This is a genomic window from Croceibacter atlanticus HTCC2559, from assembly GCF_000196315.1.
Taxonomy (GTDB): Bacteria; Bacteroidota; Bacteroidia; order Flavobacteriales; family Flavobacteriaceae; genus Croceibacter; species Croceibacter atlanticus.
In genome coordinates this window covers 1188961-1215586 of the sequence record NC_014230.1, presented here as the reverse complement: position 1 = coordinate 1215586, position 26626 = coordinate 1188961, and the positions used below count along the sequence as shown (strand labels likewise).

Annotated in this window: 31 protein-coding genes; 25 read left to right on the top strand and 6 right to left on the bottom strand. The window is 36.9% G+C overall.

Annotated features, from left to right (window positions below; genetic code table 11):
- Nucleotides 1-53: 53 nt before the first annotated feature.
- Genes bioA through CA2559_RS05410 form a run of 4 tightly spaced genes read right to left on the bottom strand, consistent with a single transcriptional unit; the run spans nt 54 to nt 3456 of the window.
- Nucleotides 54-1322 carry an adenosylmethionine--8-amino-7-oxononanoate transaminase gene (gene bioA / locus CA2559_RS05425; protein WP_041240926.1) on the bottom strand — a complete coding sequence of 423 codons (1269 nt, stop codon included), beginning with the start codon at nt 1320-1322 and terminating at the stop codon, nt 54-56.
- The gene (bioD, locus tag CA2559_RS05420) at nt 1309-1926 is read right to left on the bottom strand and encodes a dethiobiotin synthase (protein ID WP_013186842.1); all 618 of its coding nucleotides are present in this window, start codon (nt 1924-1926) and stop codon (nt 1309-1311) included. The genes bioA and bioD overlap by 14 nt, the downstream gene beginning before the upstream one ends.
- The gene (locus CA2559_RS05415; protein WP_013186841.1) at nt 1923-2327 is read right to left on the bottom strand and encodes a hypothetical protein; all 405 of its coding nucleotides are present in this window, start codon (nt 2325-2327) and stop codon (nt 1923-1925) included. The genes bioD and CA2559_RS05415 overlap by 4 nt, the downstream gene beginning before the upstream one ends.
- Nucleotides 2311-3456 (bottom strand): aminotransferase class I/II-fold pyridoxal phosphate-dependent enzyme, encoded by a 1146-nt coding sequence (locus tag CA2559_RS05410; RefSeq protein ID WP_013186840.1) that lies wholly within the window; start codon nt 3454-3456, stop codon nt 2311-2313. Before CA2559_RS05410 ends, CA2559_RS05415 begins: the two co-directional genes overlap by 17 nt.
- 55 nt (nt 3457-3511) lie before the next feature.
- Here CA2559_RS05410 and CA2559_RS05405 point away from each other — a divergent pair, with 55 nt between their 5' ends.
- The 5 genes from CA2559_RS05405 (at nt 3512) to CA2559_RS05385 (ending at nt 7104) form a co-directional block, all read left to right on the top strand.
- Nucleotides 3512-3937: an MgtC/SapB family protein gene (locus tag CA2559_RS05405; protein ID WP_013186839.1), complete on the top strand. Its 426-nt coding sequence runs from the start codon at nt 3512-3514 to the stop codon at nt 3935-3937.
- 3 nt (nt 3938-3940) lie between these two features.
- The gene (gene nhaA, locus CA2559_RS05400) at nt 3941-5248 is read left to right on the top strand and encodes a Na+/H+ antiporter NhaA (RefSeq protein WP_013186838.1); all 1308 of its coding nucleotides are present in this window, start codon (nt 3941-3943) and stop codon (nt 5246-5248) included.
- 64 nt (nt 5249-5312) lie between these two features.
- A complete protein-coding gene (locus CA2559_RS05395; protein WP_041240925.1) occupies nt 5313-5825 on the top strand; it encodes a DUF2975 domain-containing protein in 513 nt (170 codons plus the stop codon).
- A gap of 1 nt (nt 5826) precedes the next feature.
- Nucleotides 5827-6033, top strand: a complete 207-nt coding sequence (locus tag CA2559_RS05390) for a helix-turn-helix domain-containing protein (protein ID WP_013186836.1) — start codon at nt 5827-5829, stop codon at nt 6031-6033.
- Between the two features lie 33 nt (nt 6034-6066).
- A complete protein-coding gene (locus CA2559_RS05385; protein WP_013186835.1) occupies nt 6067-7104 on the top strand; it encodes a glycoside hydrolase family 113 in 1038 nt (345 codons plus the stop codon).
- A gap of 25 nt (nt 7105-7129) precedes the next feature.
- Here the strand turns inward: CA2559_RS05385 and CA2559_RS05380 are convergent, their stop codons facing one another.
- Complete coding sequence (locus CA2559_RS05380) at nt 7130-8890, bottom strand: aromatic amino acid hydroxylase (protein WP_013186834.1); 1761 nt, start codon at nt 8888-8890, stop codon at nt 7130-7132.
- 164 nt (nt 8891-9054) lie between these two features.
- On the opposite strand from CA2559_RS05380, the gene CA2559_RS05375 reads away from it, so the two are divergent.
- The 19 genes from CA2559_RS05375 to CA2559_RS05285 all read left to right on the top strand — a co-directional run bounded on the left by CA2559_RS05375 (nt 9055) and on the right by CA2559_RS05285 (nt 24480).
- A complete protein-coding gene (locus CA2559_RS05375) occupies nt 9055-9630 on the top strand; it encodes a TetR/AcrR family transcriptional regulator (protein WP_238524726.1) in 576 nt (191 codons plus the stop codon).
- A gap of 123 nt (nt 9631-9753) precedes the next feature.
- On the top strand, nt 9754-10827 hold the full coding sequence (locus CA2559_RS05370; RefSeq protein WP_013186832.1) for a 2Fe-2S iron-sulfur cluster-binding protein: 1074 nt from the start codon (nt 9754-9756) through the stop codon (nt 10825-10827).
- Between the two features lie 10 nt (nt 10828-10837).
- The gene (gene paaA, locus CA2559_RS05365; protein WP_013186831.1) at nt 10838-11794 is read left to right on the top strand and encodes a 1,2-phenylacetyl-CoA epoxidase subunit PaaA; all 957 of its coding nucleotides are present in this window, start codon (nt 10838-10840) and stop codon (nt 11792-11794) included.
- 3 nt (nt 11795-11797) lie between these two features.
- A complete protein-coding gene (gene paaB / locus CA2559_RS05360) occupies nt 11798-12088 on the top strand; it encodes a 1,2-phenylacetyl-CoA epoxidase subunit PaaB (RefSeq protein ID WP_013186830.1) in 291 nt (96 codons plus the stop codon).
- Nucleotides 12089-12136: 48 nt separating this feature from the next.
- The gene (locus tag CA2559_RS05355; RefSeq protein ID WP_013186829.1) at nt 12137-12484 is read left to right on the top strand and encodes a four helix bundle protein; all 348 of its coding nucleotides are present in this window, start codon (nt 12137-12139) and stop codon (nt 12482-12484) included.
- 44 nt (nt 12485-12528) lie between these two features.
- A complete protein-coding gene (gene paaC, locus CA2559_RS05350) occupies nt 12529-13284 on the top strand; it encodes a 1,2-phenylacetyl-CoA epoxidase subunit PaaC (protein ID WP_013186828.1) in 756 nt (251 codons plus the stop codon).
- Nucleotides 13278-13784 carry a 1,2-phenylacetyl-CoA epoxidase subunit PaaD gene (gene paaD / locus CA2559_RS05345; RefSeq protein WP_013186827.1) on the top strand — a complete coding sequence of 169 codons (507 nt, stop codon included), beginning with the start codon at nt 13278-13280 and terminating at the stop codon, nt 13782-13784. Before paaC ends, paaD begins: the two co-directional genes overlap by 7 nt.
- A gap of 154 nt (nt 13785-13938) precedes the next feature.
- On the top strand, nt 13939-14724 hold the full coding sequence (locus CA2559_RS05340) for an enoyl-CoA hydratase-related protein (RefSeq protein ID WP_013186826.1): 786 nt from the start codon (nt 13939-13941) through the stop codon (nt 14722-14724).
- An 82-nt stretch (nt 14725-14806) separates the two neighbouring features.
- Complete coding sequence (locus CA2559_RS05335; protein WP_013186825.1) at nt 14807-15970, top strand: 3-hydroxyacyl-CoA dehydrogenase NAD-binding domain-containing protein; 1164 nt, start codon at nt 14807-14809, stop codon at nt 15968-15970.
- Between the two features lie 82 nt (nt 15971-16052).
- Nucleotides 16053-16463: a PaaI family thioesterase gene (locus tag CA2559_RS05330; protein WP_013186824.1), complete on the top strand. Its 411-nt coding sequence runs from the start codon at nt 16053-16055 to the stop codon at nt 16461-16463.
- A 48-nt stretch (nt 16464-16511) separates the two neighbouring features.
- Nucleotides 16512-17375: a KPN_02809 family neutral zinc metallopeptidase gene (gene ypfJ, locus CA2559_RS05325; RefSeq protein WP_013186823.1), complete on the top strand. Its 864-nt coding sequence runs from the start codon at nt 16512-16514 to the stop codon at nt 17373-17375.
- Between the two features lie 56 nt (nt 17376-17431).
- Nucleotides 17432-18646: a 3-oxoadipyl-CoA thiolase gene (locus CA2559_RS05320; RefSeq protein ID WP_013186822.1), complete on the top strand. Its 1215-nt coding sequence runs from the start codon at nt 17432-17434 to the stop codon at nt 18644-18646.
- A gap of 131 nt (nt 18647-18777) precedes the next feature.
- A complete protein-coding gene (locus CA2559_RS05315; protein ID WP_013186821.1) occupies nt 18778-19380 on the top strand; it encodes a short chain dehydrogenase in 603 nt (200 codons plus the stop codon).
- A gap of 52 nt (nt 19381-19432) precedes the next feature.
- Nucleotides 19433-21943 carry a phenylacetic acid degradation bifunctional protein PaaZ gene (paaZ, locus tag CA2559_RS05310; protein WP_013186820.1) on the top strand — a complete coding sequence of 837 codons (2511 nt, stop codon included), beginning with the start codon at nt 19433-19435 and terminating at the stop codon, nt 21941-21943.
- A gap of 97 nt (nt 21944-22040) precedes the next feature.
- Nucleotides 22041-22343, top strand: coding sequence for a GIY-YIG nuclease family protein (locus CA2559_RS05305; RefSeq protein ID WP_013186819.1), 303 nt, complete (start codon nt 22041-22043; stop codon nt 22341-22343).
- Between the two features lie 54 nt (nt 22344-22397).
- On the top strand, nt 22398-23150 hold the full coding sequence (locus CA2559_RS05300; protein ID WP_013186818.1) for an enoyl-CoA hydratase/isomerase family protein: 753 nt from the start codon (nt 22398-22400) through the stop codon (nt 23148-23150).
- Between the two features lie 38 nt (nt 23151-23188).
- Nucleotides 23189-23509, top strand: a complete 321-nt coding sequence (locus CA2559_RS05295; RefSeq protein WP_041240924.1) for a GIY-YIG nuclease family protein — start codon at nt 23189-23191, stop codon at nt 23507-23509.
- Between the two features lie 29 nt (nt 23510-23538).
- On the top strand, nt 23539-24153 hold the full coding sequence (locus CA2559_RS05290) for an acyltransferase (RefSeq protein ID WP_013186816.1): 615 nt from the start codon (nt 23539-23541) through the stop codon (nt 24151-24153).
- A 3-nt stretch (nt 24154-24156) separates the two neighbouring features.
- The gene (locus CA2559_RS05285) at nt 24157-24480 is read left to right on the top strand and encodes a GIY-YIG nuclease family protein (protein ID WP_013186815.1); all 324 of its coding nucleotides are present in this window, start codon (nt 24157-24159) and stop codon (nt 24478-24480) included.
- A 39-nt stretch (nt 24481-24519) separates the two neighbouring features.
- Here CA2559_RS05285 and CA2559_RS05280 read toward each other — a convergent pair whose 3' ends face one another.
- Nucleotides 24520-24993, bottom strand: coding sequence for an Lrp/AsnC family transcriptional regulator (locus tag CA2559_RS05280; protein ID WP_013186814.1), 474 nt, complete (start codon nt 24991-24993; stop codon nt 24520-24522).
- 159 nt (nt 24994-25152) lie between these two features.
- On the opposite strand from CA2559_RS05280, the gene CA2559_RS13925 reads away from it, so the two are divergent.
- Nucleotides 25153-26595 (top strand): dihydrolipoamide acetyltransferase family protein, encoded by a 1443-nt coding sequence (locus CA2559_RS13925; protein WP_013186813.1) that lies wholly within the window; start codon nt 25153-25155, stop codon nt 26593-26595.
- Nucleotides 26596-26626: the final 31 nt, after the last annotated feature.

Sequence of the window (26626 nt, the reverse complement as noted above, 5' to 3'; positions counted from 1 at the left end):
ATATCGTGAATAGTAGCCGAGTTTATTGGCCTTAACTTAAAAATTTAGATGCCCTAAGAAAAAGACTCTAAAGCCTCTAGTATAGCACTATAAACAGCTTTTAATTGTGCTTCTGTAATTACAAATGGTGGCAAAATATAAATTGTATTTCCGAGAGGTCTTAAATAAACACCTTTATCCATAAAAAACTGAAAAAGCTTATTTCTTAAATTGCCATAGCGCTCCATTTCTACATCCATTTCAAAAGCTAGAATAACACCGCTTTGCCTTGGATTAAGCACCTTTGGATGGGCTGAAATTTTATTAAGAAACTCTCCGTGAGCTTTAATTATGTAAGCTTGCTGTTCTTTTATTTCTTGAGTTTGCAACAACTCTAAGCCTGCTAAAGCAGTTGCGCAGGCAATAGGGTTTGCAGAATAGGTATGTGCATGAAATAAACCTTTACCAACATTATCATCTAAAAAGGCATCATAAATATCTTGAGAACAGGTTGTAATACCCATAGGAACTAAACCAGCTGTTAGTGCTTTGGAAAGACATATAACGTCTGGTAATTCTTTAATATTTAAAGATGCGAAATATGTACCTGTCTTGCCTAAGCCTGTCATCACCTCATCTGCAACAGTTATAATTTTGTTTGTTTTACATATCTTAAGTATTTCATTTAAACCTTGTGCATCGTACATTTTCATACCAGCAGCACCTTGTACTAATGGTTCATAAACAAATCCCGCAATATTATGAGTTTCAATCAATGCGTTTAGTTGTTTTAAAACCTCAGCATTATTTGTTCCGTCTGGAGTTGGAATACGTACTACTTTTAAAAAGTGATCATCAAAAGGGCCATTATAAACAGATAGACCACTCACACTCATAGCTCCAAAAGTATCGCCATGAAATCCGTTTTCAAAAGCTAAAAGTGTATCTCTTTTATCGTTGTTATTATGATGAAATTGTAGTGCCATTTTAATACCAATCTCAACAGATGTTGAACCATTGTCATTAAACATTACTTTGGCTTGGTTCTTAGGCAAAATAGATAAAAGTTCTTCGGCAAGTTTTACTGCTGGTTCATGTGTAAAGCCTGTAAATACAACTTGATCTAAAGTTTGCATTTGTTTAAAAGCACTCTCAAGTATGTAATCGTTACAATGGCCATACATTGCAGTGTACCATGATGCAATAGCGTCTATATACTCCTTACCGTTTTCATCATAAAGCAAAGCTGCTTTTGCTTTACTAATTGCCAATGGCAATTTAGCTGTTTTGTGTTGTGTTAATGGGTGCCAAATTGTTTTGCTATCTCTCTTACTTAAGCTCATTCTTAAATTTTTCTGCATATTCTTTTACAACATGACTATCTATATAAGGCTCATTTTCAATGCGACCAATAACAGGAACTTTAGTCATTCTAGTTATAATATCTTCTGTGGTTTTGGTTAAAGGTCCATTAAAGATTATACCGAAGACTTCAAGTCCTTTCGCCCTAAGTGATTCAATAGTTAGTAAGGTATGATTTATACTTCCTAAGTAATGTCTGGACACCACTACTACTCTATCTTTTTTACTTATAAGATCTGCAATTGTTTGAGTATTACTTATAGGAACCAATAAGCCACCAGCACCTTCAATTACTAGGTTTTTAGATGTTTTTGGTCGTTTAACTTTAGATTTAGACAATGTTACACCATCAATTTCTGCGGCCGCGTGCGGACTCATAGGTGTTTTAAGGTTAAAGGCACTATCAAAGAATTTGGTTTTAGAGTTGTTAACCCAACGTTCAACTTTATGAGTATCACTATTAGATAAATCTCCTGCTTGTATGGGTTTCCAATAATCTGCTTCTAAAGCTTCAGTAAGAATAGCAGAAGCAACAGTTTTACCAACATCTGTTCCTATGCCTGTTACAAAATATGTATGTGTCATTGTATAAATTTAGTATTGCAGTTGGTACAACGGTATTGCATTTTTGGATTATCTAAAAGTAAGTTTGAAAAAAAATGCTTAAGATTTGCCCATAAATCTCTAGTACCACTAACCGTAATATCATGTTCTATGTCCACACTTTCGCATTGGGGACAACTTAAACATTGTGAATCTTCATCATTATTATTTAAAGAACTTAGTATATGCTTAGCTCTTATAACGTCTTCGGCTTTTACTTTTAATTTAATGCCTCCCATTGCTTGGCTTGCGCCTGGCTCTGCCTCAACAGAATATAGATCTCCTAAGTATACAGAAATACCATCTGCCTCCAAACGCCCTTTTAAAATTTGGGCTTGGTAGCTATATTCATATACTGCAATAGTTTTATAGTTGTTTGCCATGTGACACAAAGGTAGCTAAGTGTTGCAGAACTTGAGTGATTTCAACTTTAGAATTAAAACTATGTATGCAAAACCTTAAACGCTCTTTTCCTTCTGGAACTGTTGGAGATAAAATAGGACGTACATCATAACCTTTTTCGCCTAAAAATTCTGAAGCTTTCTTCACTCTATTATTACCAGGAACTATACAAGATTGTATGGCAGATGAGCTCTCAATAAATAACTTATCTAGCCTTAGCCTAGCAACCTCACGTTTAAATGCATTAATATTGTTCTGAAGCTTTTCTAGGCAATTAATCCCTTTGTTGTTTTGTAATATATTATATGCCGAGCCAATTGCTAAAAGTGAATGTGGTGGCATTGCCGTTGTATAAATAAAAGGTCTTGAGAAATTTACAAGAAATTCCTTTAAGCCTACACTTCCTAAAATTGCAGCTCCATGACAACCCATAGCTTTTCCATACGTGACAATTCTTGCAAAAACCTGTGTTTCTAAACCTAAATCCTGGATTACACCTTCACCTTTATTCCCAAACACACCTATTGCATGAGCTTCATCTATAATAAGGTTGGCATTATATGCTTTAGATAAGTTTACAATTTGGTTTAGGTCTGGTTGATCACCATCCATAGAAAAAACAGACTCTGTCACAATATAACATTCTGCAGTACCTTTAAATTTATCAAGTAGCTGTTTTAAGTGATCTAAATTATTATGCTTAAACTTTATTGCTTTGGCATATCCCATTGTTATACCATCTCGGATAGATGCGTGTGACCATTCGTCATAAAACACAACATCACCACGCATTAAAATTGCAGATAGTAAACCTAGATTAGCATCGTATCCAGAATTAAAAAGTAATGCAGCTTCTGCATTATGGAAACCTGCAATTTGTTGCTCAGTTTTTTCAAATAAAGCTGAATGACCTGAAAGTAATCGAGAACCTGTAGCACCATTTAAAATTGAGTGTTCTTCAAGATGTATTTTAGCATCAGAAATTAATTTTGAAAACCCTAAATAATCGTTTGAGCTAAAATCTATTAAATTTTGAGGTAGCCTTAAAGCTCTTAGACTATTGTTGTCTTTTCTTAAATCTATTTTTTTCTGTAGTCGCTCTGGTAACATACCTCAAAGATAAGGTCATTTTAATAATCCTTATTATATTTATAAAAACAAGCGTATGGAATTACAAGATTTTATAATTCGAGTAAGTCTAGCTTTAGGATCTGGATTTCTAATAGGATTAGAAAGAGAGTTTAAAAGCAAAAGTGCTGGACTTAAAACAAACATGCTCGTTGCATTGGGTGCATCAATATTCGTGTTGGTTTCATTAGAGTTTAGCAATAAAGACTATACAGATCTTACGCGTGTTTTGGGACAAGTTGTAACAGGTATTGGTTTTCTTGGTGCTGGAGCTATAATTCAAAAAGGCACAAATATTAAAGGGTTAACTACAGCTGCTACTATTTGGTGTAGCGCTGGAGCAGGTTGTTTGGCTGCTGTTGGCATGTATTGGGAACTGCTCACAATAACTGTGCTTGTTCTCATTGTAAACTTTATCTTTGGACTATTAGACACAAAAATTGAAAACACACTTAAAGACTAACCCTTGAAAATAGCAAAAAACCCCGTTGAGAATTTTATTAATCACTCAACTTCTGGAAGTTTTATACTTATAGCGTGTACTATTATTGCACTAATTTGGGCAAACTCACCTTGGCAAGATGCTTACCACGCACTTTGGGCATCAGATTTTTCTCTTGGTTTTACAGATACAACGTTTGCTATAACCAAACCTCTATACTTATGGATTAATGATGGTCTTATGACCTTATTCTTCTTATACGTAGGTTTAGAAATTAAACGTGAAATAATAGATGGAGAGCTAACCTCCTTTAAAAAAGCATCTATGCCTGTCTTTGCTGCTCTAGGCGGCATTGTTGTACCAATTGCATTATTCTTTTTACTAAACCAAGAAGACAGAGGTACACACGGTTGGGGAATACCAATGGCTACCGATATTGCATTTTCTTTAGGAATATTACAATTACTTGGTAAACGTGTGCCTTTAGGGTTAAAAGTTTTCCTTACCACATTTGCCGTAATAGATGACATAGGAGCTATTGTTGTTATAGCCATTTTTTACAGTCATGGCTTTCATGTTGAATACTTAAGTGTTGCTATTGGCCTATTGCTCATATTATGGTTACTTAATTATTTACAAATATTCTCCAAGTACCTATTCTTAATATTTGGTCTTGCCATTTGGGTATTATTTTTAAAATCTGGTGTGCACCCAACTATTGCAGGAGTATTACTTGCGTTTGTACTACCTTCAGTTAGATATGTGAATTTAAAGGATGTTTTTTCAAACCTTAACAACAACTTAAAACGCTTAAAAGAAAGTGATCCTAAAAAGCATGTCCTTACAGAAGAACAACAGGTTGCTGTAGATGAGATTAATGCTGTAACAGATCAAGTACAATCTCCAATGCAACAATTAGAGCATGGCTTAAGTGGTTGGGTTGCAATTGTTATCATGCCATTATTTGCTCTTGCAAATGCTGGCATCACTATAAATTTAGATTCTCTTAGCGCTACGCATTTAATTTCACAAATAGGAATTTCAATGGTTGCAGGTAAGGTTATTGGAATTAGTCTCTTTAGTTACTTGGCTTATAAATTAGGGATAGCCAGACTTCCTGCAGGCATACAGTTTAAAGACATATTTGCAGTAAGTATTTTAGGAGGTGTAGGATTCACAATGTCATTATTTGTAGCAGAGCTGGCCTTTAGAGAAGACGATTTACTAACAGCCTCTAAATTGGGTATTCTTATAGGTTCATTTGGAGCAGGTATTGTTGGTTATTTTGCTTTAAGGATACAGCTTAAACGCAAGACAAAACAAACAGATTAACAACTTAAATTATTGTTTTTCGATAAATTGCATATATTTGTTATCGTTAATCGATAATTTAAATATGCGACTTACTACTTTATTCAAATCACTTATAGACATAGCTTATGTCTTAATGATACCTATTGTTATCTTTTTTCCTGGTACAATATTATATCTAATATTTTTCCCTCAACAAACTATTTTCAAAACCAATATACCAATTGAAAGTAACGGTATTCCCGCATTATATATCCTAGCTTTGTTTATAGGATTTTTAGAGTTTGTTTTATTTTTTGCAGGTTTTCATAACCTTAGACAATTGTCTAAGCATATTTTAAAGAAGTCATTAATTAGTAAAACTTCTGTAAATTATTTGAAACGAATTGGACAGTTTTTCTCTATCTCTGGAGGCTCATCTTTAGTGCTCTTATTTCTATTTAATCTTATAAAGGATTCTAAAGTTAGCATTGAATTCGGCATTTCAAATTATCAATTACTTTTATTTTTATTTATTATTGGAGTATTCTTTTTACTTCTCAATCAAGCTTTTGACAAAGCATTAAAGATAAAATCTGAAAATGATCTAACAGTTTAGTATGGCAATCATAATAAATTTAGATAGCATTCTTACTGCGCAAAATTTAAAAGGAAAAGAATTAGCTGAAGCTATAGGTATTACAGAAGCCAACTTATCTATTTTAAGGTCTGGTAAAGCAAAAGCCGTTCGCTTCTCTACACTTAACGCTATTTGTAAAACACTAAAATGCCAACCAGGTGACATTTTAAAATATACTGTAGATTAATTCGTCTTATATTTAGAGCATTAAAGCTTCTATATGCGTTATCATGTTTCAATTATAATTTTAGGGATTTTAAGCCTTATATGCATTTGGTCTTGCGAGAGCCAACCTAAAGACACAAAAAAGTCTGCTAAAATTAATGGTGTAAGCTTAGTGGCTTCTCGAGACGCAATAGATAGTTCTCATATTACACCTATTACTAATGTAAACGCAAATTACGCTTCTGTTATGCCTTTTGGGTTTATACGTAGTTTAGAGTCTGCAGAGGTTCTTTACAACACAGACAGACAATGGCGAGGTGAGCGCGTAGATGGTGTGACAGAAACCATAAAGCATCTTCACAATGCTAACATAAAGGTTATGCTTAAACCTCAAATTTGGATTTCTCGCGGAGAATTTACAGGAGATATGATGATGGCTTCTGAAGAACATTGGACAACGCTTGAAAACAGTTATGAAGGATTTATTTTATTATACGCACAGTTAGCTCAAGACACCAATGCAGAATGGTTTTGTATAGGTACAGAACTTTATAATTTTGTAAATGCTAGACCTAAATTTTGGTCTCAACTCATTAAGAAAATTAAAACTATTTATAGTGGTAATTTAACCTATGCAGAAAATTGGGATAAAGTAGACAAGGTTACATTTTGGAATGAGATGGATGCTATCGGTGCAGACGCTTATTTTCCAATTTCCGAAGATAAGACTCCAACTATAAAAGCATCAAGACAATCTTGGCAACCTTGGAAAACAACTCTCAAGAACTTAAGTGACACCTATAATAGGCCTATTTTATTTACAGAATATGGATACAGAAGTATTGATTATTCCGGAAATAGGCCTTGGGAATCACAACGTGAAGATGGCAAAATAAATCATGAAGCGCAGCTTAATTTAACTAACGCTTTATTTAAAGAATTTTGGAATGAGCCTTGGTTTGCAGGTGGTTTTATATGGAAATGGTTTCATAATCATTCAGAAGTTGGCGGTATGCAAAACAATAGGTTTACACCACAGAATAAACCTGTTGAAAAACTTATAAAAGAGCATTACCAGCAATACTCTAATTAATTAAGCTTAAAAAAATGATTGAAACCTAAACATGCTCTGGCGTTTCTAAAAGCTCTAAACCACCTTCAATTAAATGACTAACTTCTGGTCTGCGCTCTTTTAATTCATTTAAATATCTGAACACCTCTTTTGATAGAGTTGTGTTTCGCTCAACTTCTAATTCATAAATCTCTAAAGGTAGTAACCAATCTTCATTATGGTGTTTCTTCAAGATATCAAAAACAGCATCTGGTGAAAACTTAGTGGTTTCACCGTTGCGGTAATTCCTAATAGCCTCATACAACTCGATAAGTTCTTTTTGTTTTGCAGAACGTTCTGTTTTTATCGTTGTCGTTGTTGAAGGATTATGTGTGTTTACATTAAAAGATCTGTAATCTGCCATACCTGCAAAGGCTGAAACAATGTCTTTTCCAACGGCAAAATCAAAATCGCCATCCTCTGGACTAAACAATACCTCATCTTTATATTTCACGGTACAATCTGTAAATTGAATCAACATCAATTCACTTTTTAGGTTTCTTATACCTGTAACGTTCATACCTTCTACAGTAATGCCACTTTCAAACTCAAATTGAATGTGCTTACCGTCATAAAAATTATAAGCTTGTAAATCACGTGGACCCATATTTTCAATGGCGAGATTAATACCTTTTAATTTCCCTAAAGGCGATCGAAATCCATTGATATGGCGCTCTATACCATGACCTATCAATTCTTTTTCACGGTAAGATAATGCGGTTTCACCTTCGGTTTCAAAGTAAACAACTTCATTATCCTCATTCTGTATCATTCGCTTAAACACACCTGAGACTTGCAAGCCAGTACTCAATTCTATAGTACCTAATTGTTTGCTTTCAATAAGTTTTTTAAGGCCGCGCCAACCACCTTTTCTTACTGCCATTGTATTGGCAAACTCCTCTAAAACCTCTTGTAAATAAGCAAAATCTGGAGTTACAAATAGTTGCGGTTGTTGTTTTGTGATGTCAAAATCTTGGTATGCTGCATCAATAGAATATGGTATTTTTTTCACGGCATCTGTCATACAGTTCTTGCTTTCTCCAATAGAGGACAGCAAACCTGCGCCATATATCTTTGGGTCTTCGACTGTTCCAACAAGACCATACTCTACAGTCCACCAATGTAAATTTCTAATTAATGAAATTTCACTTGGCTCAACCTTTTTATTCTGAAGCTCCTCAACAAGTGCTTCAGCAGCATCAATTTGCTCTTGTGGTGTACCTTCTGCTTCTTTTAGTATAGAAACCGCTCTTACTGCTTCATACATCTCAATATCGTGAGCACTAGAAATTGCTTTACTTCCAATTTCACCAAATCGACGCAAGTACTCTGCATAATCTGGACTTGCGATAATAGGTGCGTGTCCTGCACCTTCGTGAATGATGTCTGGTGCTGGTGTATACTCAATATTTTCTAATTGTCTAATATCACTAGCAATCACTAACACCTTATAAGCTTGAAACTCCATAAAAGCGTTTGGTGGTATAAAACCATCAACAGCAACTGCTGCCCAACCAATATCTTTAAGGATACGGTTCATACCATACATACTAGGGATTTCATTTATAGAAATACCTGTTTTCTTTAATCCAGACAAATAACTTTCGTGTGCAACCTTACCTAAATATTCAACATTTTTACGCATTACATAACGCCATACTGCTTGATTAATAGCTGTATAATCGTCGTAGTTTTGAGGTTTTATAAATTGCTTTAAGTGTGGTGGCAATCTATCTATAAGTGGGTTTGTCTGTATGGTTTCGTTCATCCTGTCATTATTATGAAATCATGCAAAGCACAAAATACATTCAAAAGTAAGAGTTGTCGGTGTAACACACCATTTTTTACAGTGAAACCTTTAAATTTTAGAAGCATTAATTTGAATAATAATATGGAGCTAACTAACAAGTGTTAGTTTTTAGTATATTTGTAATGATGAAAGTATTAAATCGTAAATCTGAAATTCTTAAAGTAGCTAAAGACCTTATCACAGAGAAAGGCTACAATGCTGTATCTATGCGAGATTTGGCAAAGGCTTTAGATATAAAGGCAGCTAGCCTATACAACCATATTGCAAATAAGCAGGAAATACTTTCTACAATTATACTTGAGATTGCTGAAGCCTTTACTGTTGGTATGACTCAAATTTTTAATGAAGAGACCACTTCAATAAATAAATTACAGGATTTAATAGGTCTTCATATTGATATTAGCATAAACAATTCGGGCGCAATGGCAATGATGCATAACGACTGGAAACATCTTGAAGCAGATGAGTTAATACGTTTTGTAACCTTAAGAAATGCCTATGAAAATAATTTCAGAACTATAATTAAACAAGGTATTAACCAAGGAGAAATAATAAATAAAAACCCAGAAGTTATTGTGTTTTCTATGCTTTCTACACTTCAGACTATGTATTTATGGTATGAAAAACGTGGTAAAATGGATGTAAATATCCTTAAAACAGACATGGTTTCTGTGCTTTTAGATGGTATAAGAACTTAACCTTAACAGCATAATTACAACGGGAATAAATATAACAGAGTAGATAATACTTGCACATCTAACTAACGTTTGTTAGTTTTGGAATAATAATTGAACATAAAGACATATAATTTACACCTCTAAATGGCTAAATTTCATAATATAAGAGTTAAGGACATCTATAAAGAAACTGACGATTGTTCGGTGATTACTTTTGATGTACCTGAAGACCTACACAATGCCTTCAACTTTTCTCAAGGTCAACACCTTACATTAAAAGCTATTATAAATGGCGAAGACACAAGAAGATCATATAGTTTATGTTCTAGCCCAATAGATAAAGAATGGAAAGTAGCTGTAAAGAAAATTCACGGCGGCAAATTCTCTACATATGTAAATGATACCCTAAAATCTGGCGATATGCTAGAAATTATGGAACCAAGTGGCACATTTGGTGTAGACATAGATAACTCAAAACGCAAAAACTATTTAGTATTTGCAGCAGGAAGTGGTATTACTCCTATCTTATCTATGATGAAAACACATTTAGCACTAGAGCCAGAAAGTACATTCAAGCTATTCTATTTGAATAAGAATGCAAAATCTATTATCTTTAAGGAAGAGATAGAACAGCTTAGAAATCAATATTTTGGACGTTTAAACATCTTTTATTTTCTAACAAGAGAACAACGAGATATTGAATTATTTAACGGCAGGTTTACACCAGAGAAAATTCAACAAATAACACACACCTTTGTAGATATTCAAGATACTAATGAAGTATTTATATGTGGTCCTGAAGATATGATTTTTATGATCCAGGATGAGTTAGTGAAAGCCGGCTTACCAAAAGAATTAGTGCATTATGAATTGTTTGTCACAGGATTAAGTGATGAAGACAAAGCAAGAGCAGAACGTCTTGCACAACAAAGTGTTGAAGGAAAAGAAATTACTATTGTAGATGGTGGAAAAGAATTTCACTTTACAATGACTAAAGATTACGACAACATTCTCGATGCAGCACTTGGCGCAGGTGCAGATTTACCTTTCGCCTGTAAAGGTGGTGTTTGTAGCACGTGTAAATGTGAGGTAAAAGAAGGAAGTGTCGAGATGAAGATAAATTATGCATTAGATGATAAGGAAGTATCTCAAAATTTAGTACTAAGCTGCCAAGCTGTTCCAACAAGTGATAAAGTAACTGTCGATTTCGACGTATAAACAAAATATTATGAGCAACGCAGAAATAAAGAATTTAGAAGACATCTTTGAGCAACGCATTGCCAATGATGAAAAAATTGAACCAAAAGATTGGATGCCAGAAAAGTATCGCAAGACACACATCAGGCAAATGTCTCAGCACGCACATTCTGAAATCGTTGGAATGCTTCCTGAAGGTAATTGGATTTCACGTGCACCTTCATTAAGACGCAAGGTTGCGTTATTAGCAAAAGTGCAAGATGAAGCTGGTCACGGCTTATACTTATACAGCGCTTGTGAAACTTTAGGTGTGTCTAGAGAAGAATTATACCGTCAACTACATTCTGGTGAAGCAAAATATTCTTCAATCTTCAACTACCCAACATTAACTTGGGCAGATATGGGTGCAATTGGCTGGTTGGTTGATGGCGCAGCGATTATTAATCAAGTGCCATTGTGTAACACATCATATGGACCATATGCAAGAGCAATGGTGCGCGTGTGTAAAGAGGAAAGTTTTCACCAACGTCAAGGTTATGAAATTATGTTGACGCTTTGTAATGGAACACCAGAACAAAAGGAAATGGCGCAAGACGCTTTAAATAGATGGTGGTGGCCAAGCTTGATGATGTTAGGCCCAACAGATGATGCTTCAGTACATACAGAACAATCTATGAAATGGAAGCTTAAACGTAAAACCAACGATGAATTACGTCAGCAATTTATTGACCAAACTGTCCCTCAAGCAGATATTTTAGGGCTAACTATTCCAGACCCAGATTTAAAATTTAATGAAGAGACAGGAAGCTATGACTTTGGAGAAATTGATTGGGATGAATTCTGGCAAGTTGTAAAAGGTCACGGTCCTTGTAATAAAGAACGCATGAACGCCAGAGTTAATGCTTGGAATGAAGGCGAATGGGTGCGCGATGCAGCTGTTGCCTATGCAGAAAAACAAGAAAATAAAAAAGTAGCGAAAGCAAGTTAAGATATGAGCACTAAGAAAAATTGGCCCGTTTGGGAAATCTTCGTGAGAAGTAAAAATGGATTAGAACACCGTCACTTTGGAAGCCTTCACGCAGCAGATGCAGAAATGGCTTTAGCAAATGCGCGTGATGTTTACACAAGGCGTAGCGAAGGCGTAAGCATTTGGGTTGTAGAGAGTCAACACATTACAGCGTCTAATCCAGATAATAATGGTGAGCTATTCGAGCCAGCACAAGACAAAGTGTACCGTCATCCAACATTTTACGATTTACCAGACGACGTGAAGCATATGTAAGCTGACGAAAACTGAACTTGAAATTGAACTCGAAATTGAAAAGGCTATATGGAAAAGAAATATGATTTAAGTGAACGCCTAGAAGATTTTGCTGCAGAAATAGTTCAGCTTTATGATAAAAAACCAGTGTCATTTGCTAGAGAATATCTTGCAAAACAATTAATTCGGTCAGCTTGTTCTTCTGCTCTTAATTATGGAGAAGCACTAGGTGCTGGAACACAAAAAGACAAAATCAATAAACTAAGGATAGTTTTAAAGGAATTAAGAGAGAGTTTGAGAAACTTAAATATTCAGTTTAAAGCTAATCTTATTTCAGAAAAACAGGCATCACCTTTAGTTGATGAAAATGACCAACTTATAAGAATTATAGTAACTCGAATTAAAAATTTGGACTGAACTATTTCAAGTTCATTTTCAAGTTCGAGTTCAATTTCAAAACTATGAGCAATCAAACTTTAATAAATTATATCCTTGGCATCGCCGATAACTCACTCATCCTTGGGCAACGCCTAGGAACTTTAACTGGTCATGGACCAAGCTTAGAGACAGATATCGCTTGCACTAACATCTCATTAGACTTGTTCGGACAAGTTCGTGGCTACTACCAATACGCAGCCGATTTATCTGAAGAGGACAAAACTGAAGATGATTTCGCATTCCTCAGAAAAGAACGTGAGTATAAAAATGTGCTTTTGGTTGAGCAACCAAATCGCGATTTCGCTTACGTCATCGCAAGACAGTATTTGTTTGATGTTTTCCACATTTTACAAATGCAAGAACTTCAGAATAGTAAAGATGAAAACTTAGCTGCAATCGCTAAAAAGGGAATTAAAGAAGTAAGTTATCACGTGCGATTTTCTGGAGATTGGATGAAACGTTTAGGCGATGGAACTGAAGAAAGCCATAATAAAATTCAGGAAGCCGTGAATAATCTTTGGGGTTATACCAATGAATTATTTATGATGACTGAAGCAGACAAAGAAGCTGCTGAAGCTGGTATTGGTGTAGATGTTTCAAAACTAAAAGATACCTATTACAATCGCGTTGAGAATCTTCTAAAAGAAGCAACTATCGAAATCCCTGAAAGTAAATACTGGCAAAAAGGTGGCAAAGAAGGTATTCATACAGAACATCTTGGTTATCTATTAAGCGATATGCAATATATGCAACGCACCTATCCTAATATGAAATGGTAGCCGAGCAGCAACCACATATCAACAAAAAACTTATAGACATTCTAGAGTCGGTTTCCGATCCTGAAGTTCCAGTGCTTTCAATTTTAGATTTAGGTGTTGTTCGTTATGCAGATTTTGAAGACGACGGAAAAGTTTCAGTAAAAATCACACCAACATATAGCGGTTGTCCAGCAATGGATGTTATTGGTGACGACATTGAAAAAGCATTGACAGAAGCCGGTTATAAATCAAAAGTAAAATTGATTCTTTCTCCTGCTTGGACCACAGATTGGATGAGCGAGAATGGCAAGAGAAAACTCGAAGAGTACGGCATCGCGCCACCAATGGACGCCACAGCAGATAAAGCTGCGTTACTAGGAAATGCCAAGATTGTAAAATGCACAAACTGCGGAAGTACGAACACACATTTGGTAAGTCAGTTTGGCTCAACGGCTTGCAAAGCAATGTTTAAATGTGACGATTGCCAAGAGCCGTTCGACTATTTTAAATGTTTAACCTAATTCCTGCGTAGGCAGGAATCTCTATGTTAGAAACGAGAACTTTAAAATATAAGCTCGCCGTCATTCTGAATTCGTTTCAGAATCACATTATACTATTCAAAATTTGAAAAATAAGAGAACCTGAATCAAGTTCAGGTTGACAAAAAAAATAAATATGACCGACCAACCCATACTAAAAACCATAAACGGAAACGTTGCCACACTCACTCTAAACCGACCAAAAGGTTTTAATAGCTTTAATCGTGAGATGGCGTTGCTGTTTCAAGATGAACTAAAAGCTTGTGATAAGGATGACAGCATTCGTGCGATTCTAGTAACAGGAGAAGGCAAAGCATTTTGTGCGGGTCAAGACTTGAAGGAAGTTACAACTCCAGAATTAAATCCAGGTTTCAAAAAAATTCTTAAAGAACATTACAATCCAATTATTGAACTTATACGCAATATTGAAAAACCAATAGTTTGTGCCGTAAATGGCGTTGCAGCTGGCGCTGGTGCAAACATTGCTTTGGCTTGTGATATTGTCATTGCGTCAGAGCACGCTAGTTTTATACAAGCGTTTAGTAAAATTGGGTTGGTGCCAGATAGCGCTGGAACGTTCTTTTTGCCAAGGTTAATCGGCTTTCAAAAAGCTTCAGCATTAATGATGTTAGGTGATAAAGTTTCAGCTAAAGAAGCAGAAGAATTGGGAATGATATACAAAGTTTTTTCTGCGGAAGATTATTTTTCTGAAGCTGAAAAAACAGTACAAACCCTATCGCAAATGCCTACCAAAGCATTGGGAATGACAAAGCGTTTGCTCAACCAATCAATGACCAATACACTTACTGAACAACTAGAATTAGAAGGCAAGCTACAAATTGAAGCTGCCCAAAGTGAAGATTACGCTGAAGGTGTGGATGCATTTGTAAATAAGCGCAAACCAGAATTTAAAGGCAGATAAATAATAAACTCAAAATGATAAAAGTAAAATTATAAAGGCATAGAACTTTGAAATTTTACATTTTCAATTTTACATTTTCAAGATGATAAAGAACGTAGGAATCATAGGTGCAGGAACAATGGGAAGTGGTATTGCACAAGTTGCGGCCACCGCTGATTGTAAAGTCAAAATATTCGATTTAAATCAAGATGCTCTTGATAAAGCAAAAACAGCTTTAGAGAAAATATTAAATCGATTAATTGAGAAAGGTCGAATTGATGCTGTTGAAAAAAATCGTATTCAAGGAAACATCTCTTATGTTTCAGATATGAAATCATTTTCAGATGCTGATATGACTATTGAAGCTATTGTTGAAAATATCGACATCAAAAAGAAAGTGTTTCAGGAGTTAGAAAGTATAGTTTCTGAAAACTGTATCATTGCTTCAAACACCTCAAGTTTGTCGATTGCTTCCATTGCTTCATCACTAAATAAACCTGAACGTTGTGTTGGGATTCATTTCTTCAACCCTGCACCACTAATGAAATTGGTTGAAGTTATTCCTGCAATACAGACTTCAGAAGCAACGTTGAAAACTTCAGTAGATACAATTGAAAGTTGGAAGAAAGTCGTTGCAGTTGCAAAGGATACGCCAGGTTTTATTGTCAACCGTGTTGCACGACCATTTTATAGCGAGTCACTCAGACAATATGAAGAAGGCATTGCCGACTTCGCCACAATTGATTGGGCGATGAAGGAATTTGGAGGCTTTAGAATGGGACCATTTGAATTAATGGATTTCATAGGAAACGACGTTAATTATACAGTTACTGAAACTGTTTTTGAAGCGTTCTATTACGACCCAAGATATAAGCCAGCATTCACGCAAAAACGTTTCAGCGAAGCAGGATACCTCGGCAGAAAATCTGGTAAAGGTTATTATGATTATTCAGAAAATGCAACCAAACCAGAGCCAAATAAAGATTCAGAATTAGGGCAAAACATCTTCAATAGAACTTTAGTGATGCTTATTAACGAAGCTGCAGATGCCTTGTTTTGGAATGTCGCTTCAGCAAAAGATATTGATAATGCAATGACCAAAGGTGTCAACTATCCAAAGGGCTTACTCGCTTGGGCTAATGAAAAGAGCATCGATTGGTGCGTTACAGAATTAGACAAATTATACAATGAATACCACGAAGACAGATACCGTTGTTCACCGATGCTGCGTAGGATGAAGGATTCTAATCAGAAATTTAACTTATAATCCATTGTCAGTTCGAGCGGAGTCGAGAACTAAAACCAATTACACTAATACCAAATCCCTATTCCCAAATCCCTATTCCCAAATGCCTATTTCCAAAACCAAAATCCCAAATAAAATGCTAAGTCAAGACCACTTCTCAAGTTGGCTCGGCATAGAAATTATAAGTGTCGAAATAGGTCGCGTTAAGGTTGGAATGACCATTCGCAAAGAAATGCTGAACAGTATGGGAAAAGCACACGGCGGCATTTCATACAGTTTAGCCGATACTGCTTTTGGCTTTTCAGCAAACACACACGGAAAATATGCGGTAAGTATTGAAACTTCGATTAATCATATTGAAGCACTTGAAGAAGGCGATTACATCACTGCTGAAGCGGTCACAGATGTTTCAAAGAAAAAAGTGGGATTCAATATTGTCGAAGTTAAGCGAGGCGACCAACTTGTTGCGCTATTTAAAGGTGTCGTGTACAGAACGAGTAAAGATTGGGAATAAGCATTTAGAAAATTGTATTTTTAAAGGACTAACCATAACCGATTAAATATGAAATGGAAAGGTAGAAGAAAAAGTGGCAATCTCGATGACCGTCGTGGTATGAGTACCAAAGGTAAAGTCGCCGCTGGTGGTGGCGTGATTGCTGTTATTGTCATCTTACTCCAACTTTTTGGAGGCGAAACAGGACAACAGATTGCACCAATTGTTGAGCAAATCAATAATTCCAGAACGACGACTCAGCAAACCACTTCAAGAGAACTCACTTCAGCAGAACAAGAAATGGGCGATTTTATGGCAACTGTTTTAGCAGATACGGAAGATGTATGGAATCAGTTATTCAGACAAAATAATTTGGGCGATTATAAAGAACCACAAATGGTATTATTTACCGATGTTGTAAACACACGTTGTGGAAAAGCAAGTTCAGCTTCTGGACCATTCTATTGTCCTGGCGACCAAAAGGTCTATATGGATTTAGCATTCTTCAAAGAATTGCGAACGCGTTTTGGCGCCAAAGGTGGTGATTTTGCTATTGCCTATGTCACAGCTCACGAGATTGGGCATCACGTTCAAACCTTATTAGGAACATCGCGCCAAGTTCAACAAGCAAAACAAGGGCGTTCTCAGGCAGATGCCAATAAGTTATCAGTCGCTCAAGAACTCCAAGCTGATTTTTACGCAGGTTTATGGGCGCATTACAATAAAAAATATTTGGACGAAGGCGATATCGAAGAAGCATTAAGCGCGGCACAAGCCGTTGGTGATGATGCCATTCAAAAAAGAACCAGAGGTTATGTTCAGCCAGACAGTTTCACACACGGCACAAGCAGGCAACGTATGGAGTGGTTTATGAAAGGCTTCAGAAGTGGTGATATGAGTCAACACGATACGTTTAAGGCCATTTTAAATTAAATTATAATTAATACTGTCTTCGATTTCAAATTCGATTTCAGTTTCAAATTCATAAAATGAAAGAAGCATATATCATAGACGGAACACGCACACCAATCGGAAGTTACCACGGCACATTATCTGCTGTTAGGACAGACGATTTGGGAGCAATGGTCATCAAACACGTACTAGAAAAAAATCCAAACATCCCAAAAGACGCATTCGACGATGTTATAATGGGTTGTGCCAACCAAGCTGGCGAGGACAACCGCAACGTCGCAAGAATGTGTTCACTCCTTGCCGGAATGCCGTTTTCGGTTCCTGGCGAAACGGTGAACAGATTATGCAGTTCAGGTCTTTCGGCAATCATCCACGCTAACCGAGCTATAAAAGCTGGTGACGGCGACTTATTCATTTCTGGAGGTGTTGAGAATATGACGCGCGGACCATACGTGATGAGCAAACCCTCAAAAGCTTTTGGCAACGACAGTAAGATGTACGACTCAAGTTTTGGCTGGCGTTTTGTTAACCCAAAAATGCACGAAATGTACGGCACAGATGGTATGGGAAATACAGCTGAAAATCTTGTTGAGAAATACAATATCAGTCGTGAAGACCAAGATGCCTTTGCTTATAATAGTCAGATGAAAGCAACCAAAGCTCAAGAAAATGGGCGTTTAGCAAAGGAAATAATGACTGTTGAAATTCCCCAACGCAAAAAAGACCCAATACAATTCAGTAAAGATGAATTTGTAAAACCAACAACTACGAAGGAAATTCTTGGTAAGCTTAGACCTGCTTTCAAAAAAGAAGGTGGTAGCGTTACCGCAGGAAATTCTTCAGGATTAAATGATGGAGCGGCAGCAACAATCGTCGCTTCAGAAGATGCAGTAAAGAAATACAATTTAAAGCCATTGGCACGAATCGTTTCATCTGCCGTTGTGGGTGTCGAGCCAAGAATTATGGGAATCGGTCCAGTAAAGGCGAGTAATAAAGCCTTGGAAAAAGCCGGGTTAACTATGGAAGATATAGACATCATCGAACTCAACGAAGCCTTTGCGGCGCAAGCTTTAGCCTGCATTCGCGAATGGGGATTGGAGGACAACGACCCAAGAATTAACCCTAATGGCGGCTCAATTGCCATCGGTCATCCGCTTGGTGTCACAGGCGCGCGCATCGCCTATTCTGCCGCTTTGGAGTTGCAGGAAACCAACAAGCGTTACGCATTAGTCACGATGTGCGTCGGCGTTGGACAAGGCTATGCGGCGATTATCGAAAACGTGAATTTATAGAATTTGGGCGTTACCTAAAGGTCGGGCTTTCGCTACTCACTTTTTTAATGCCGCATTTCGACTGCGCTCAATGTGACATTAAGAAGAGTTCAAACAAACCGCTCAATCCCTAACGCAAAAAACAATACAAAATGAAAATCCTATTAGTTGGTGGTAACGGAACCATCGGAAGATATTTAAATACTACCTTATCTAAGGAACACGAAGTTATTGTCGCTGGTCGCTCAAAAGCTGATGTCATAGTCGACATCTCAGATTCAGAATCTATCAAGGCGATGTATGAGAAAGTCGATAACCTAGATGCTGTAATTTGTGTAGCTGGCGAAGCAAAATGGGAAGTGTTCGAAAATCTTTCAGAAGAAGATTTCTACATCGGTATTAAGAGTAAATTGATGGGGCAAGTTAATTTAGTTCGTATAGGTAAGGACTATTTAAATCATCGCGGTTCATTTACACTAACTACAGGAATTTTAGCAGATGAACCAGTATATATGACAAGTTCAGCAGCAATGGTAAATGGTGGCATTCATAGTTTTGTAAAAGCTGTTGCTCTAGAATTAGGAAATGGCTTGCGTATAAATGCAGTGTCATCAGATTTAGTAGAAGACGCCTACGAAAAATATCGGAGCTACTTTCCAGGAAACATTCCTGTTCCAATGAAAAAAGTAGCAATGGGCTATATTAAAGCCATTGAGAGTAGATTAAACGGACAAATCATTAGATTGCAAGGATAACTTCTCGACGCCGCTCGAGGCGACAAAACGGTTATACCTGAAAAATATTATTATGCAAAAAACACAACATTACATATTAGGCCAGTGGCAAGACGGTAAAGGCAACGGTAACCCAATCTACGATTCGGTGACTGGCGAGCACTTTACCAGCGTCACGACTGAAGGCTTAAACACAGGAGAAATTCTTCAATACGGAAGAGAAAAGGGAAATACGTTACGTAAAATGACCTTTCAAGAGCGTGGATTAATGCTTAAGAAATTGGCGTTTTATCTTCAGAAGAAAAAAAGAGCATTTTACGACATCAGCTACAGAACTGGAGCCACAAAAATTGACTCTTGGATAGATATTGAAGGTGGTTTTGGAAACTTATTCGCCAATGCTTCGCTAAGAAAGTTATTTCCAAATCAGTCATTTCACGTGGAAGGTGACCCAATCGATTTATCTCGTGGTGGTCGCTTTATGGCACATCATATTATGGTGCCTCGTGAAGGTGTAGCAGTTCACATTAACGCATTCAATTTCCCAGTTTGGGGAATGTTAGAGAAGTGTGCGTGTAATTGGATGGCTGGTGTTCCGGCAGTTGTATTGCCTGCTCCACAAACCGCATATCTCACGGAAGCTGTAGTAAAAGAAATCATCGCTTCAGGAATTTTGCCAGAAGGTGCATTACAGTTAATTAGTGGTACCGCTAAAGATATTTTAGATAATACGCAATCTCAAGATGTGGTGAGTTTTACAGGTTCTGCTAAAACAGGCCGTATGCTTAAAAACCACCCACAACTTATTGAAGAATCTGTACCATTCACTATGGAAGCCGATTCATTAAACGCTTGTATTCTTGGGGAAGATGCTAAACCAGGTACTCCAGAATTTAATTTGTTTATCAAGGAAGTCCGTAATGAGATGACTGTAAAATGCGGGCAAAAATGTACTGCGATTCGTCGTATCATCGTACCAGAAAATCTAATTGAAGATGTGCAAATCGCACTTGGTAAACAACTTGATAAAATCACTATTGGCGACCCAAGATTGAAGGAAGTTAGAATGGGTGCTTTGGTAACCAAAGAACAACGTGAAAGTGTTTATAGTCAAGTCAAAGAAATCACAAAAACCGCAAATATCGTTTACGGCGATTTTGACGAAGCACAGACTATAGGTGAAAACACCAAAGGTGGTTCATTCATCAAACCAATCTTACTTCGCGAAGATAATCCGTTGAAAAATGAAGCAGCGCACATTACTGAAGCTTTTGGACCAGTATCTACTTTGATGCATTATAAAGATTTGGACGAGGCCATTCAGTTGTCTAAAATGGGTAAAGGTTCGCTGGTATCTTCCATCGTGACAAACGACAATAAAATTGCTAGAGATTACACAGTTTCTGCAGCAACGCATCACGGTCGTATACTAGTCTTAAACAGAGAAAGTGCGAAGCAAAGTACAGGTCACGGTTCGCCGTTGCCTAACCTAATTCACGGTGGTCCAGGTCGCGCTGGTGGCGGTGAAGAAATGGGTGGAATGCGTGGTATCAAACATTATTTACAGCGTTGTGCCATACAAGGAAGCCCGACAACATTGACTGAAATTACTGGTATTTATCAACCAAATTCAGCTTATAAAGAATCGCCTAAGCATCCATTCGCTTACAATTGGGAAGACATTCAACCAGGAATGTCTTTGGAAACCCACAAGCGTACCATTACTGATACAGATATCGTAAACTTCGGAAACTTGACTTGGGACCATTTCTATGCACATACAGATATCACTAGTCTTGATGGCAGTATTTTCGAGCATAGAACAGCGCACGGTTATTTTGTGATTTCGATGGCAGCAGGATTATTTGTGTATCCAAACAAAGGACCAGTTGCCGCGAATTATGGCTTAGAGGAGATTAGATTTTTACGTCCACTCTATCATAACGATACCGTTTATGTGCGATTAACGTGTAAACAAAAAGTTGACCGAGAGCAAAAAGGTTCAGAATTACCTAGCGGCATCGTGAAATGGTTTGTTGAAGTTTTTGATGCCGAGCCAGATGAAGACCAAGAAACATTGGTGGCTATTGCGACTATTTTAACGATGGTTCAGAAAAAGCAAACGGTTTTTGAAGAGATTTCAGAAGAATTTATTCAGAATTCATTGAGTAAACTTACTGAAGATGCTAAGCCAAAATGGGGAATAATGACACCACAACATATGGTAGAGCATTTAGAATGGAGTTATAAAGTGGCTTCAGGAGAGATTCAGGATTTTGAAATTGCCACACCAGAAGAGCATCTTGAAAAAGTGCACGATTCGTTGTACAACTATAAACCATTTCCGCAAGGTCATCATATGCCTTTAATGAAGAAAGGTGAGTTGATGCCTTTAGAACACGATAACCTTGACGTTGCAAAACAAGCACTGTTAGATGCTCGTGAAGCTTATGTGAAATACTTTAAACAAAATGCAAAGGCTATTACAAAGAATGCCGTTTTTGGGCATTTAGATAGATTTGAGTGGACGCTTTTAGAGCGAAAGCATTTGAATCATCATTTCAATCAATTTAATATTTTATAGCGATGTCAATCCGCATTTATTGCGGATTCGCTTCCAGATTAACTAAATCGTCAACCGTAAATGTCCACAAGAGTTCATATGTATTACACTTATATGTATGACTCACAAGAGAAATCATCTATTCTATGTCGGCGTAACTAATGACATTAAGCGTCGCACCTTTGAACACAAGAGTGGAACTTATGGTTCGCATACTGGTCGATATAATATTGACAAGTTGGTGTATTTTGAAGAACACCAATGGATTCAGGAAGCTATAAAGCGTGTGAAAACGATTAAAAAGTGGAAGCGCGAATGGAAACAGAATATTATTACAGAGTTAAATCCTGAGTGGCGAGATTTGAGTGCTCAATGGGATTTAAGTATTTTTGAAGAACCAAACCAAGAAACGAATAACTAGGTATAAACCGAAAGCGCATCTAGTGCGCTTTGACATACCATTAAAAACAACACCTTGACTAGTCCATACGTAAAACAACATACAGAAAACGGAATTTCAACTATAGAATTTTTTCATCCGGCACACAATAGTTTGCCAGGTGATATTCTTGCCAAATTAGCGAACACAATCACTGAAGCAGGCCAAGACGATAACGTTCTTGTCATCATCTTAAAAAGTGGTGGCGACCGAACTTTTTGTGCTGGCGCAAGCTTTAAGGAATTAATATCAATTGAAGATGAAAAGACAGGCGAAGAATTCTTTATGGGCTTTGCTAATGTGATAAACGCTATGCGTAAATGTCCAAAATTCATCATTGGTCGCGTACAAGGTAAAACCGTTGGTGGTGGCGTTGGCCTTGCTAGCGCGATGGACTATTGTATGGCGACAAAATTTGCCTCTATCAAGTTAAGTGAGCTGAATATTGGTATTGGACCATTTGTGGTCGGACCAGCTGTTGCACGTAAATTAGGTGTCAGTGGAATGTCTCAAATTGCTATTGATGCTAATACCTTTTATAGTCCAGAATGGGCAAAAGATAAAGGCTTATTCACACACGTTTACGATTCAACTGAAGAATTAGATGAAGCCGTTCAAGCCACCGCAGAGCATTTATGCACTTACAACCCTGAAGCAATGAAAGAAATGAAGAAAATCTTTTGGGATGGTTGTGATGATTGGGACACCTTATTAAATGAGCGCGCGAAAGTTTCAGGACGACTTGTATTATCTGAATTTACAAAGGAGAAATTGAAGCGGTTTGCTTAATGCTTCCTGCGTAGGCAGGAATCTCTGACTCGATAACTATGTCCAAATGGACCGTCTACATAATGACAAATAAACCTAACGGAGTTTTATACATAGGTGTTACAGATGACATACATTCACGAGTTGTTGAACATAAAGTAAAATTCTATCCAAAGTCTTTCACAGCAAAATATAACTGTGATAAATTGATTTACTTTGAAGAGTTTAGTGAAGTAGCTGAAGCTTCAAAAAGAGAACGTCAATTTAAAAAGTGGAAAAGAGAATGGAAAATTAATTTAATAGAAGAAATGAATCCAAGTTGGACTGATTTAAGCCTTAATTGGAATTTAGATTTGAATAAACATAGAACTAACCAATAAAAAGTTTCCTGCCTCCGCAGGAAGTTATTATGATATATAGCTTCAAAAACCACATCCCAGTAATTCACGAATCCAGCTTTGTACATCCGCTTGCGGCTGTGACTGGTAATGTGATTATCGGTAAAGATTGTTATATTGGTCCTGGTTGTGCGATTAGAGGCGATTGGGGCGAAATTATTTTAGAAGATGGTGTGAATGTACAGGAGAATTGTACTGTGCATATGTTTCCTGGGAAATCTATCGTTTTAAAAGCAGGCGCACACGTAGGACACGGCGCGATTATTCACGGTGCAAACCTTGGTCGTAATTGCTTAATTGGAATGAATAGTGTCATTATGGACGACGCTGAAATTGGTGATGAGAGCATAGTTGGTGCAATGGCATTTGTTAAAGGTGAAACGAAGATTCCTGCACGAAGTTTAGTTGTTGGCAATCCTGCTAAAATTATTAAAGAAGTGTCTGATGAGATGATTTCTTGGAAAACAGCCGGAACAAAACTCTACCAACAACTACCAGCAGATTGTCACGAAAGCTTGAGAGAAGTTGAGCCTTTACGGGAGATTCCTAAAAACCGTCCGAAGCAGGAGGATTTTTATAAAACTTTGAACACATTCCTGCGTAGGCAGGAATCTCCTGACAATTAAGTAATGACCAAATGGTATGTCTATATAATGGCAAGTAAGTTCGATGGTATTTTGTACATCGGCTACACCAATGATTTAGATAGCCGAGTTCTTGAACACAAACATAAAGTAAACCCGAAATCCTTTTCCGCTAGATACAATTGCGATAAACTGGTCTATTTTGAAGAATTAGAAGATGAGAGTCTAGCCAGTACCAGAGAAAGACAAATGAAGAAATGGAAAAGAGAGTGGAAAATAAATCTCATCGAAGAAATGAATCCAAGTTGGACAGAATTGAGTCTGAATTGGAACTTGGACATCGGAAAATCTAGGCTGTTTCGAAAGTAGGTTCTCCTAACTCAGAGATTCCTGCCTGCGCAGGAATTGTTAATTCAACACACTCAAATCCAACTCATTCGTATGCTTTCCAGTACTCAATGTGATAAAACTCTGCACACTTCCTAAGTACGGTATCAACGTTAACTTTGAGACAATAAAAGTTTCGTAAGCTTCAATATCTTTTACAACAAGTTTCAGCAAATAATCAAAGGTTCCACTAATACGGTGGCACTCTACCACTTCTGGAAAATCATTTATTTGGCTTACAAATTTCTCTAAAAAGCTACGTGTATGGCCTTGCAAGGTAATGGCAATAAATACGGTTTGCTTAAGCCCTAATTTCTTGGCATTCAACTTTGCAGCATAACCATCAATTAGACCTTCTTTTTCTAATTTCTTGATACGTTCAAAAATAGGCGTGGTAGTTTTTCCTAAAATTTCAGCTAGACTTTTAACGGTTCTGTTAGAATCTTCTTGAAGTAATTTCAGTAACTTTTTATCTGTACTATCTAGTTTAATCACAATGAACTTCTATTTAGTTTGGTTTAAAATTCAATATTAAGAATAAAAACATATTTAATTAATATTAGGCAGAATTTTATTCTATTACAAATAGATTGTTTAGTTGATACCTATAGACTTCATTAAGATTAATTAAATTTGTTAGAATTCAAGAAACTTATGAGCGAGACTGCATTTAAAGTCCCTAAAATGGGCGAAAGTATTACAGAAGGTACTATCATAAATTGGGTGGTTCAAGAAGGTGATGCTTTTGAAGAAGGTGATATTTTAGTTGAAATTGCTACAGACAAAGTAGATAATGAAGTGCCTGCACCATTTTCGGGTGTTATGATTTCTCACAAAGCTCAGGCTAATGATGTTGTTGCGGTAGGTTCTGAGATTGCAATACTTGAAGAAGGTTCTTCGGGTTCTAAATCTGAAGAGAAATCGAAATCGAACTTGAAGTCGAAAGAAAAAGAAGCTAGCTCAAAACCATCAATTAAAGTTGAAGCTTCATCAAAATCGTCAGCTAAAAAACCTCTTCAAAAAACCGCTTCAGTAGGCATTCAGAATAATACATTCTATTCGCCTCTAGTCATTTCAATCGCCAAAGAACATCATATCTCATTTGAAGAATTGGCTCGAATCGAAGCAACAGGAAATGATGGCCGATTACGAAAAAGTGATGTTTTTAAATATATAGATGCTGGAAGACCTTATCAATTCTCTGTCATTCCTGCGAAGGCAGGAATCTCTGGCGATATAGGTTCACAGTTCGAAAGTATCGGTCAACAAATGATGCAATTGGGTCAGGAATTAAACGAGACTTTAGCAGAATTAAAAGTCTTAAAAGAACAACCAGCTGTTGAGCAACCAAAACCGTACACAATTCCGCAGTTGAAATTGGATAAAGGTACTGGCAAGATTGTCGAGATGGATCGTATGCGCAGTATGATTGCAGACCATATGGTGTATAGCAAACATACGTCGCCACACGTAACAGCTTATGTTGAAGCTGATATGACTGATATTGTGAATTGGAGAAACGCAAACAAGGTAAAATTTCAGGAAACGTATGGCGAGAAACTTACGTTTACGCCATTATTTGTTGAAGCTGTCGCCAATGCGATTACCGAGTTTCCAATGATTAATGTGTCTGTTGATGGGAGGAACATCATCGTTAAAGAACATATCAACGTTGGTATGGCAACCGCTTTACCAAGTGGGAACCTTATCGTTCCGGTTGTGAAAGATGCAGATAAAAAGAACTTACAGGAACTCGCTACAGACGTTAATCGAATGGCGAATCTCGCCAGAGAAAACAAACTTGGTGGCGATGACATAAAAGGAAGCACATTTACGATAAGTAATGTGGGAACTTTTGGTAGTGTGATGGGAACACCAATCATTAACCAACCGGAAGCGGCGATTCTAGCTACTGGAATTATCAAAAAGCGACCAGAAGTTATTACAAAAGACGGTAATGATACTATCGAAATCCGTTCGATGATGTACTTGTCATTATCCTTTGACCATCGCATAGTGGATGGTTTTCTTGGCGGAAGCTTCTTAAAGAAGATAGCTGATAATTTGGAGCAGTTTGATACTAATAGAGAAATTTAATTGATCTCGACTCCGCTCGAACTGACATCCG

Coding starts and splice junctions, on each gene's coding strand:
- bioA (WP_041240926.1), bottom strand. CDS start 1,322: ATGAGCTTAAGTAAGAGAGATAGCAAAACAATTTGGCACCCATTAACA.
- bioD (WP_013186842.1), bottom strand. CDS start 1,926: ATGACACATACATATTTTGTAACAGGCATAGGAACAGATGTTGGTAAA.
- CA2559_RS05415 (WP_013186841.1), bottom strand. CDS start 2,327: ATGGCAAACAACTATAAAACTATTGCAGTATATGAATATAGCTACCAA.
- CA2559_RS05410 (WP_013186840.1), bottom strand. CDS start 3,456: ATGTTACCAGAGCGACTACAGAAAAAAATAGATTTAAGAAAAGACAAC.
- CA2559_RS05405 (WP_013186839.1), top strand. CDS start 3,512: ATGGAATTACAAGATTTTATAATTCGAGTAAGTCTAGCTTTAGGATCT.
- CA2559_RS05395 (WP_041240925.1), top strand. CDS start 5,313: ATGCGACTTACTACTTTATTCAAATCACTTATAGACATAGCTTATGTC.
- CA2559_RS05390 (WP_013186836.1), top strand. CDS start 5,827: ATGGCAATCATAATAAATTTAGATAGCATTCTTACTGCGCAAAATTTA.
- CA2559_RS05385 (WP_013186835.1), top strand. CDS start 6,067: ATGCGTTATCATGTTTCAATTATAATTTTAGGGATTTTAAGCCTTATA.
- CA2559_RS05380 (WP_013186834.1), bottom strand. CDS start 8,890: ATGAACGAAACCATACAGACAAACCCACTTATAGATAGATTGCCACCA.
- CA2559_RS05375 (WP_238524726.1), top strand. CDS start 9,055: ATGATGAAAGTATTAAATCGTAAATCTGAAATTCTTAAAGTAGCTAAA.
- CA2559_RS05370 (WP_013186832.1), top strand. CDS start 9,754: ATGGCTAAATTTCATAATATAAGAGTTAAGGACATCTATAAAGAAACT.
- paaA (WP_013186831.1), top strand. CDS start 10,838: ATGAGCAACGCAGAAATAAAGAATTTAGAAGACATCTTTGAGCAACGC.
- paaB (WP_013186830.1), top strand. CDS start 11,798: ATGAGCACTAAGAAAAATTGGCCCGTTTGGGAAATCTTCGTGAGAAGT.
- CA2559_RS05355 (WP_013186829.1), top strand. CDS start 12,137: ATGGAAAAGAAATATGATTTAAGTGAACGCCTAGAAGATTTTGCTGCA.
- paaC (WP_013186828.1), top strand. CDS start 12,529: ATGAGCAATCAAACTTTAATAAATTATATCCTTGGCATCGCCGATAAC.
- paaD (WP_013186827.1), top strand. CDS start 13,278: ATGGTAGCCGAGCAGCAACCACATATCAACAAAAAACTTATAGACATT.
- CA2559_RS05340 (WP_013186826.1), top strand. CDS start 13,939: ATGACCGACCAACCCATACTAAAAACCATAAACGGAAACGTTGCCACA.
- CA2559_RS05335 (WP_013186825.1), top strand. CDS start 14,807: ATGATAAAGAACGTAGGAATCATAGGTGCAGGAACAATGGGAAGTGGT.
- CA2559_RS05330 (WP_013186824.1), top strand. CDS start 16,053: ATGCCTATTTCCAAAACCAAAATCCCAAATAAAATGCTAAGTCAAGAC.
- ypfJ (WP_013186823.1), top strand. CDS start 16,512: ATGAAATGGAAAGGTAGAAGAAAAAGTGGCAATCTCGATGACCGTCGT.
- CA2559_RS05320 (WP_013186822.1), top strand. CDS start 17,432: ATGAAAGAAGCATATATCATAGACGGAACACGCACACCAATCGGAAGT.
- CA2559_RS05315 (WP_013186821.1), top strand. CDS start 18,778: ATGAAAATCCTATTAGTTGGTGGTAACGGAACCATCGGAAGATATTTA.
- paaZ (WP_013186820.1), top strand. CDS start 19,433: ATGCAAAAAACACAACATTACATATTAGGCCAGTGGCAAGACGGTAAA.
- CA2559_RS05305 (WP_013186819.1), top strand. CDS start 22,041: ATGACTCACAAGAGAAATCATCTATTCTATGTCGGCGTAACTAATGAC.
- CA2559_RS05295 (WP_041240924.1), top strand. CDS start 23,189: ATGTCCAAATGGACCGTCTACATAATGACAAATAAACCTAACGGAGTT.
- CA2559_RS05290 (WP_013186816.1), top strand. CDS start 23,539: ATGATATATAGCTTCAAAAACCACATCCCAGTAATTCACGAATCCAGC.
- CA2559_RS05285 (WP_013186815.1), top strand. CDS start 24,157: ATGACCAAATGGTATGTCTATATAATGGCAAGTAAGTTCGATGGTATT.
- CA2559_RS13925 (WP_013186813.1), top strand. CDS start 25,153: ATGAGCGAGACTGCATTTAAAGTCCCTAAAATGGGCGAAAGTATTACA.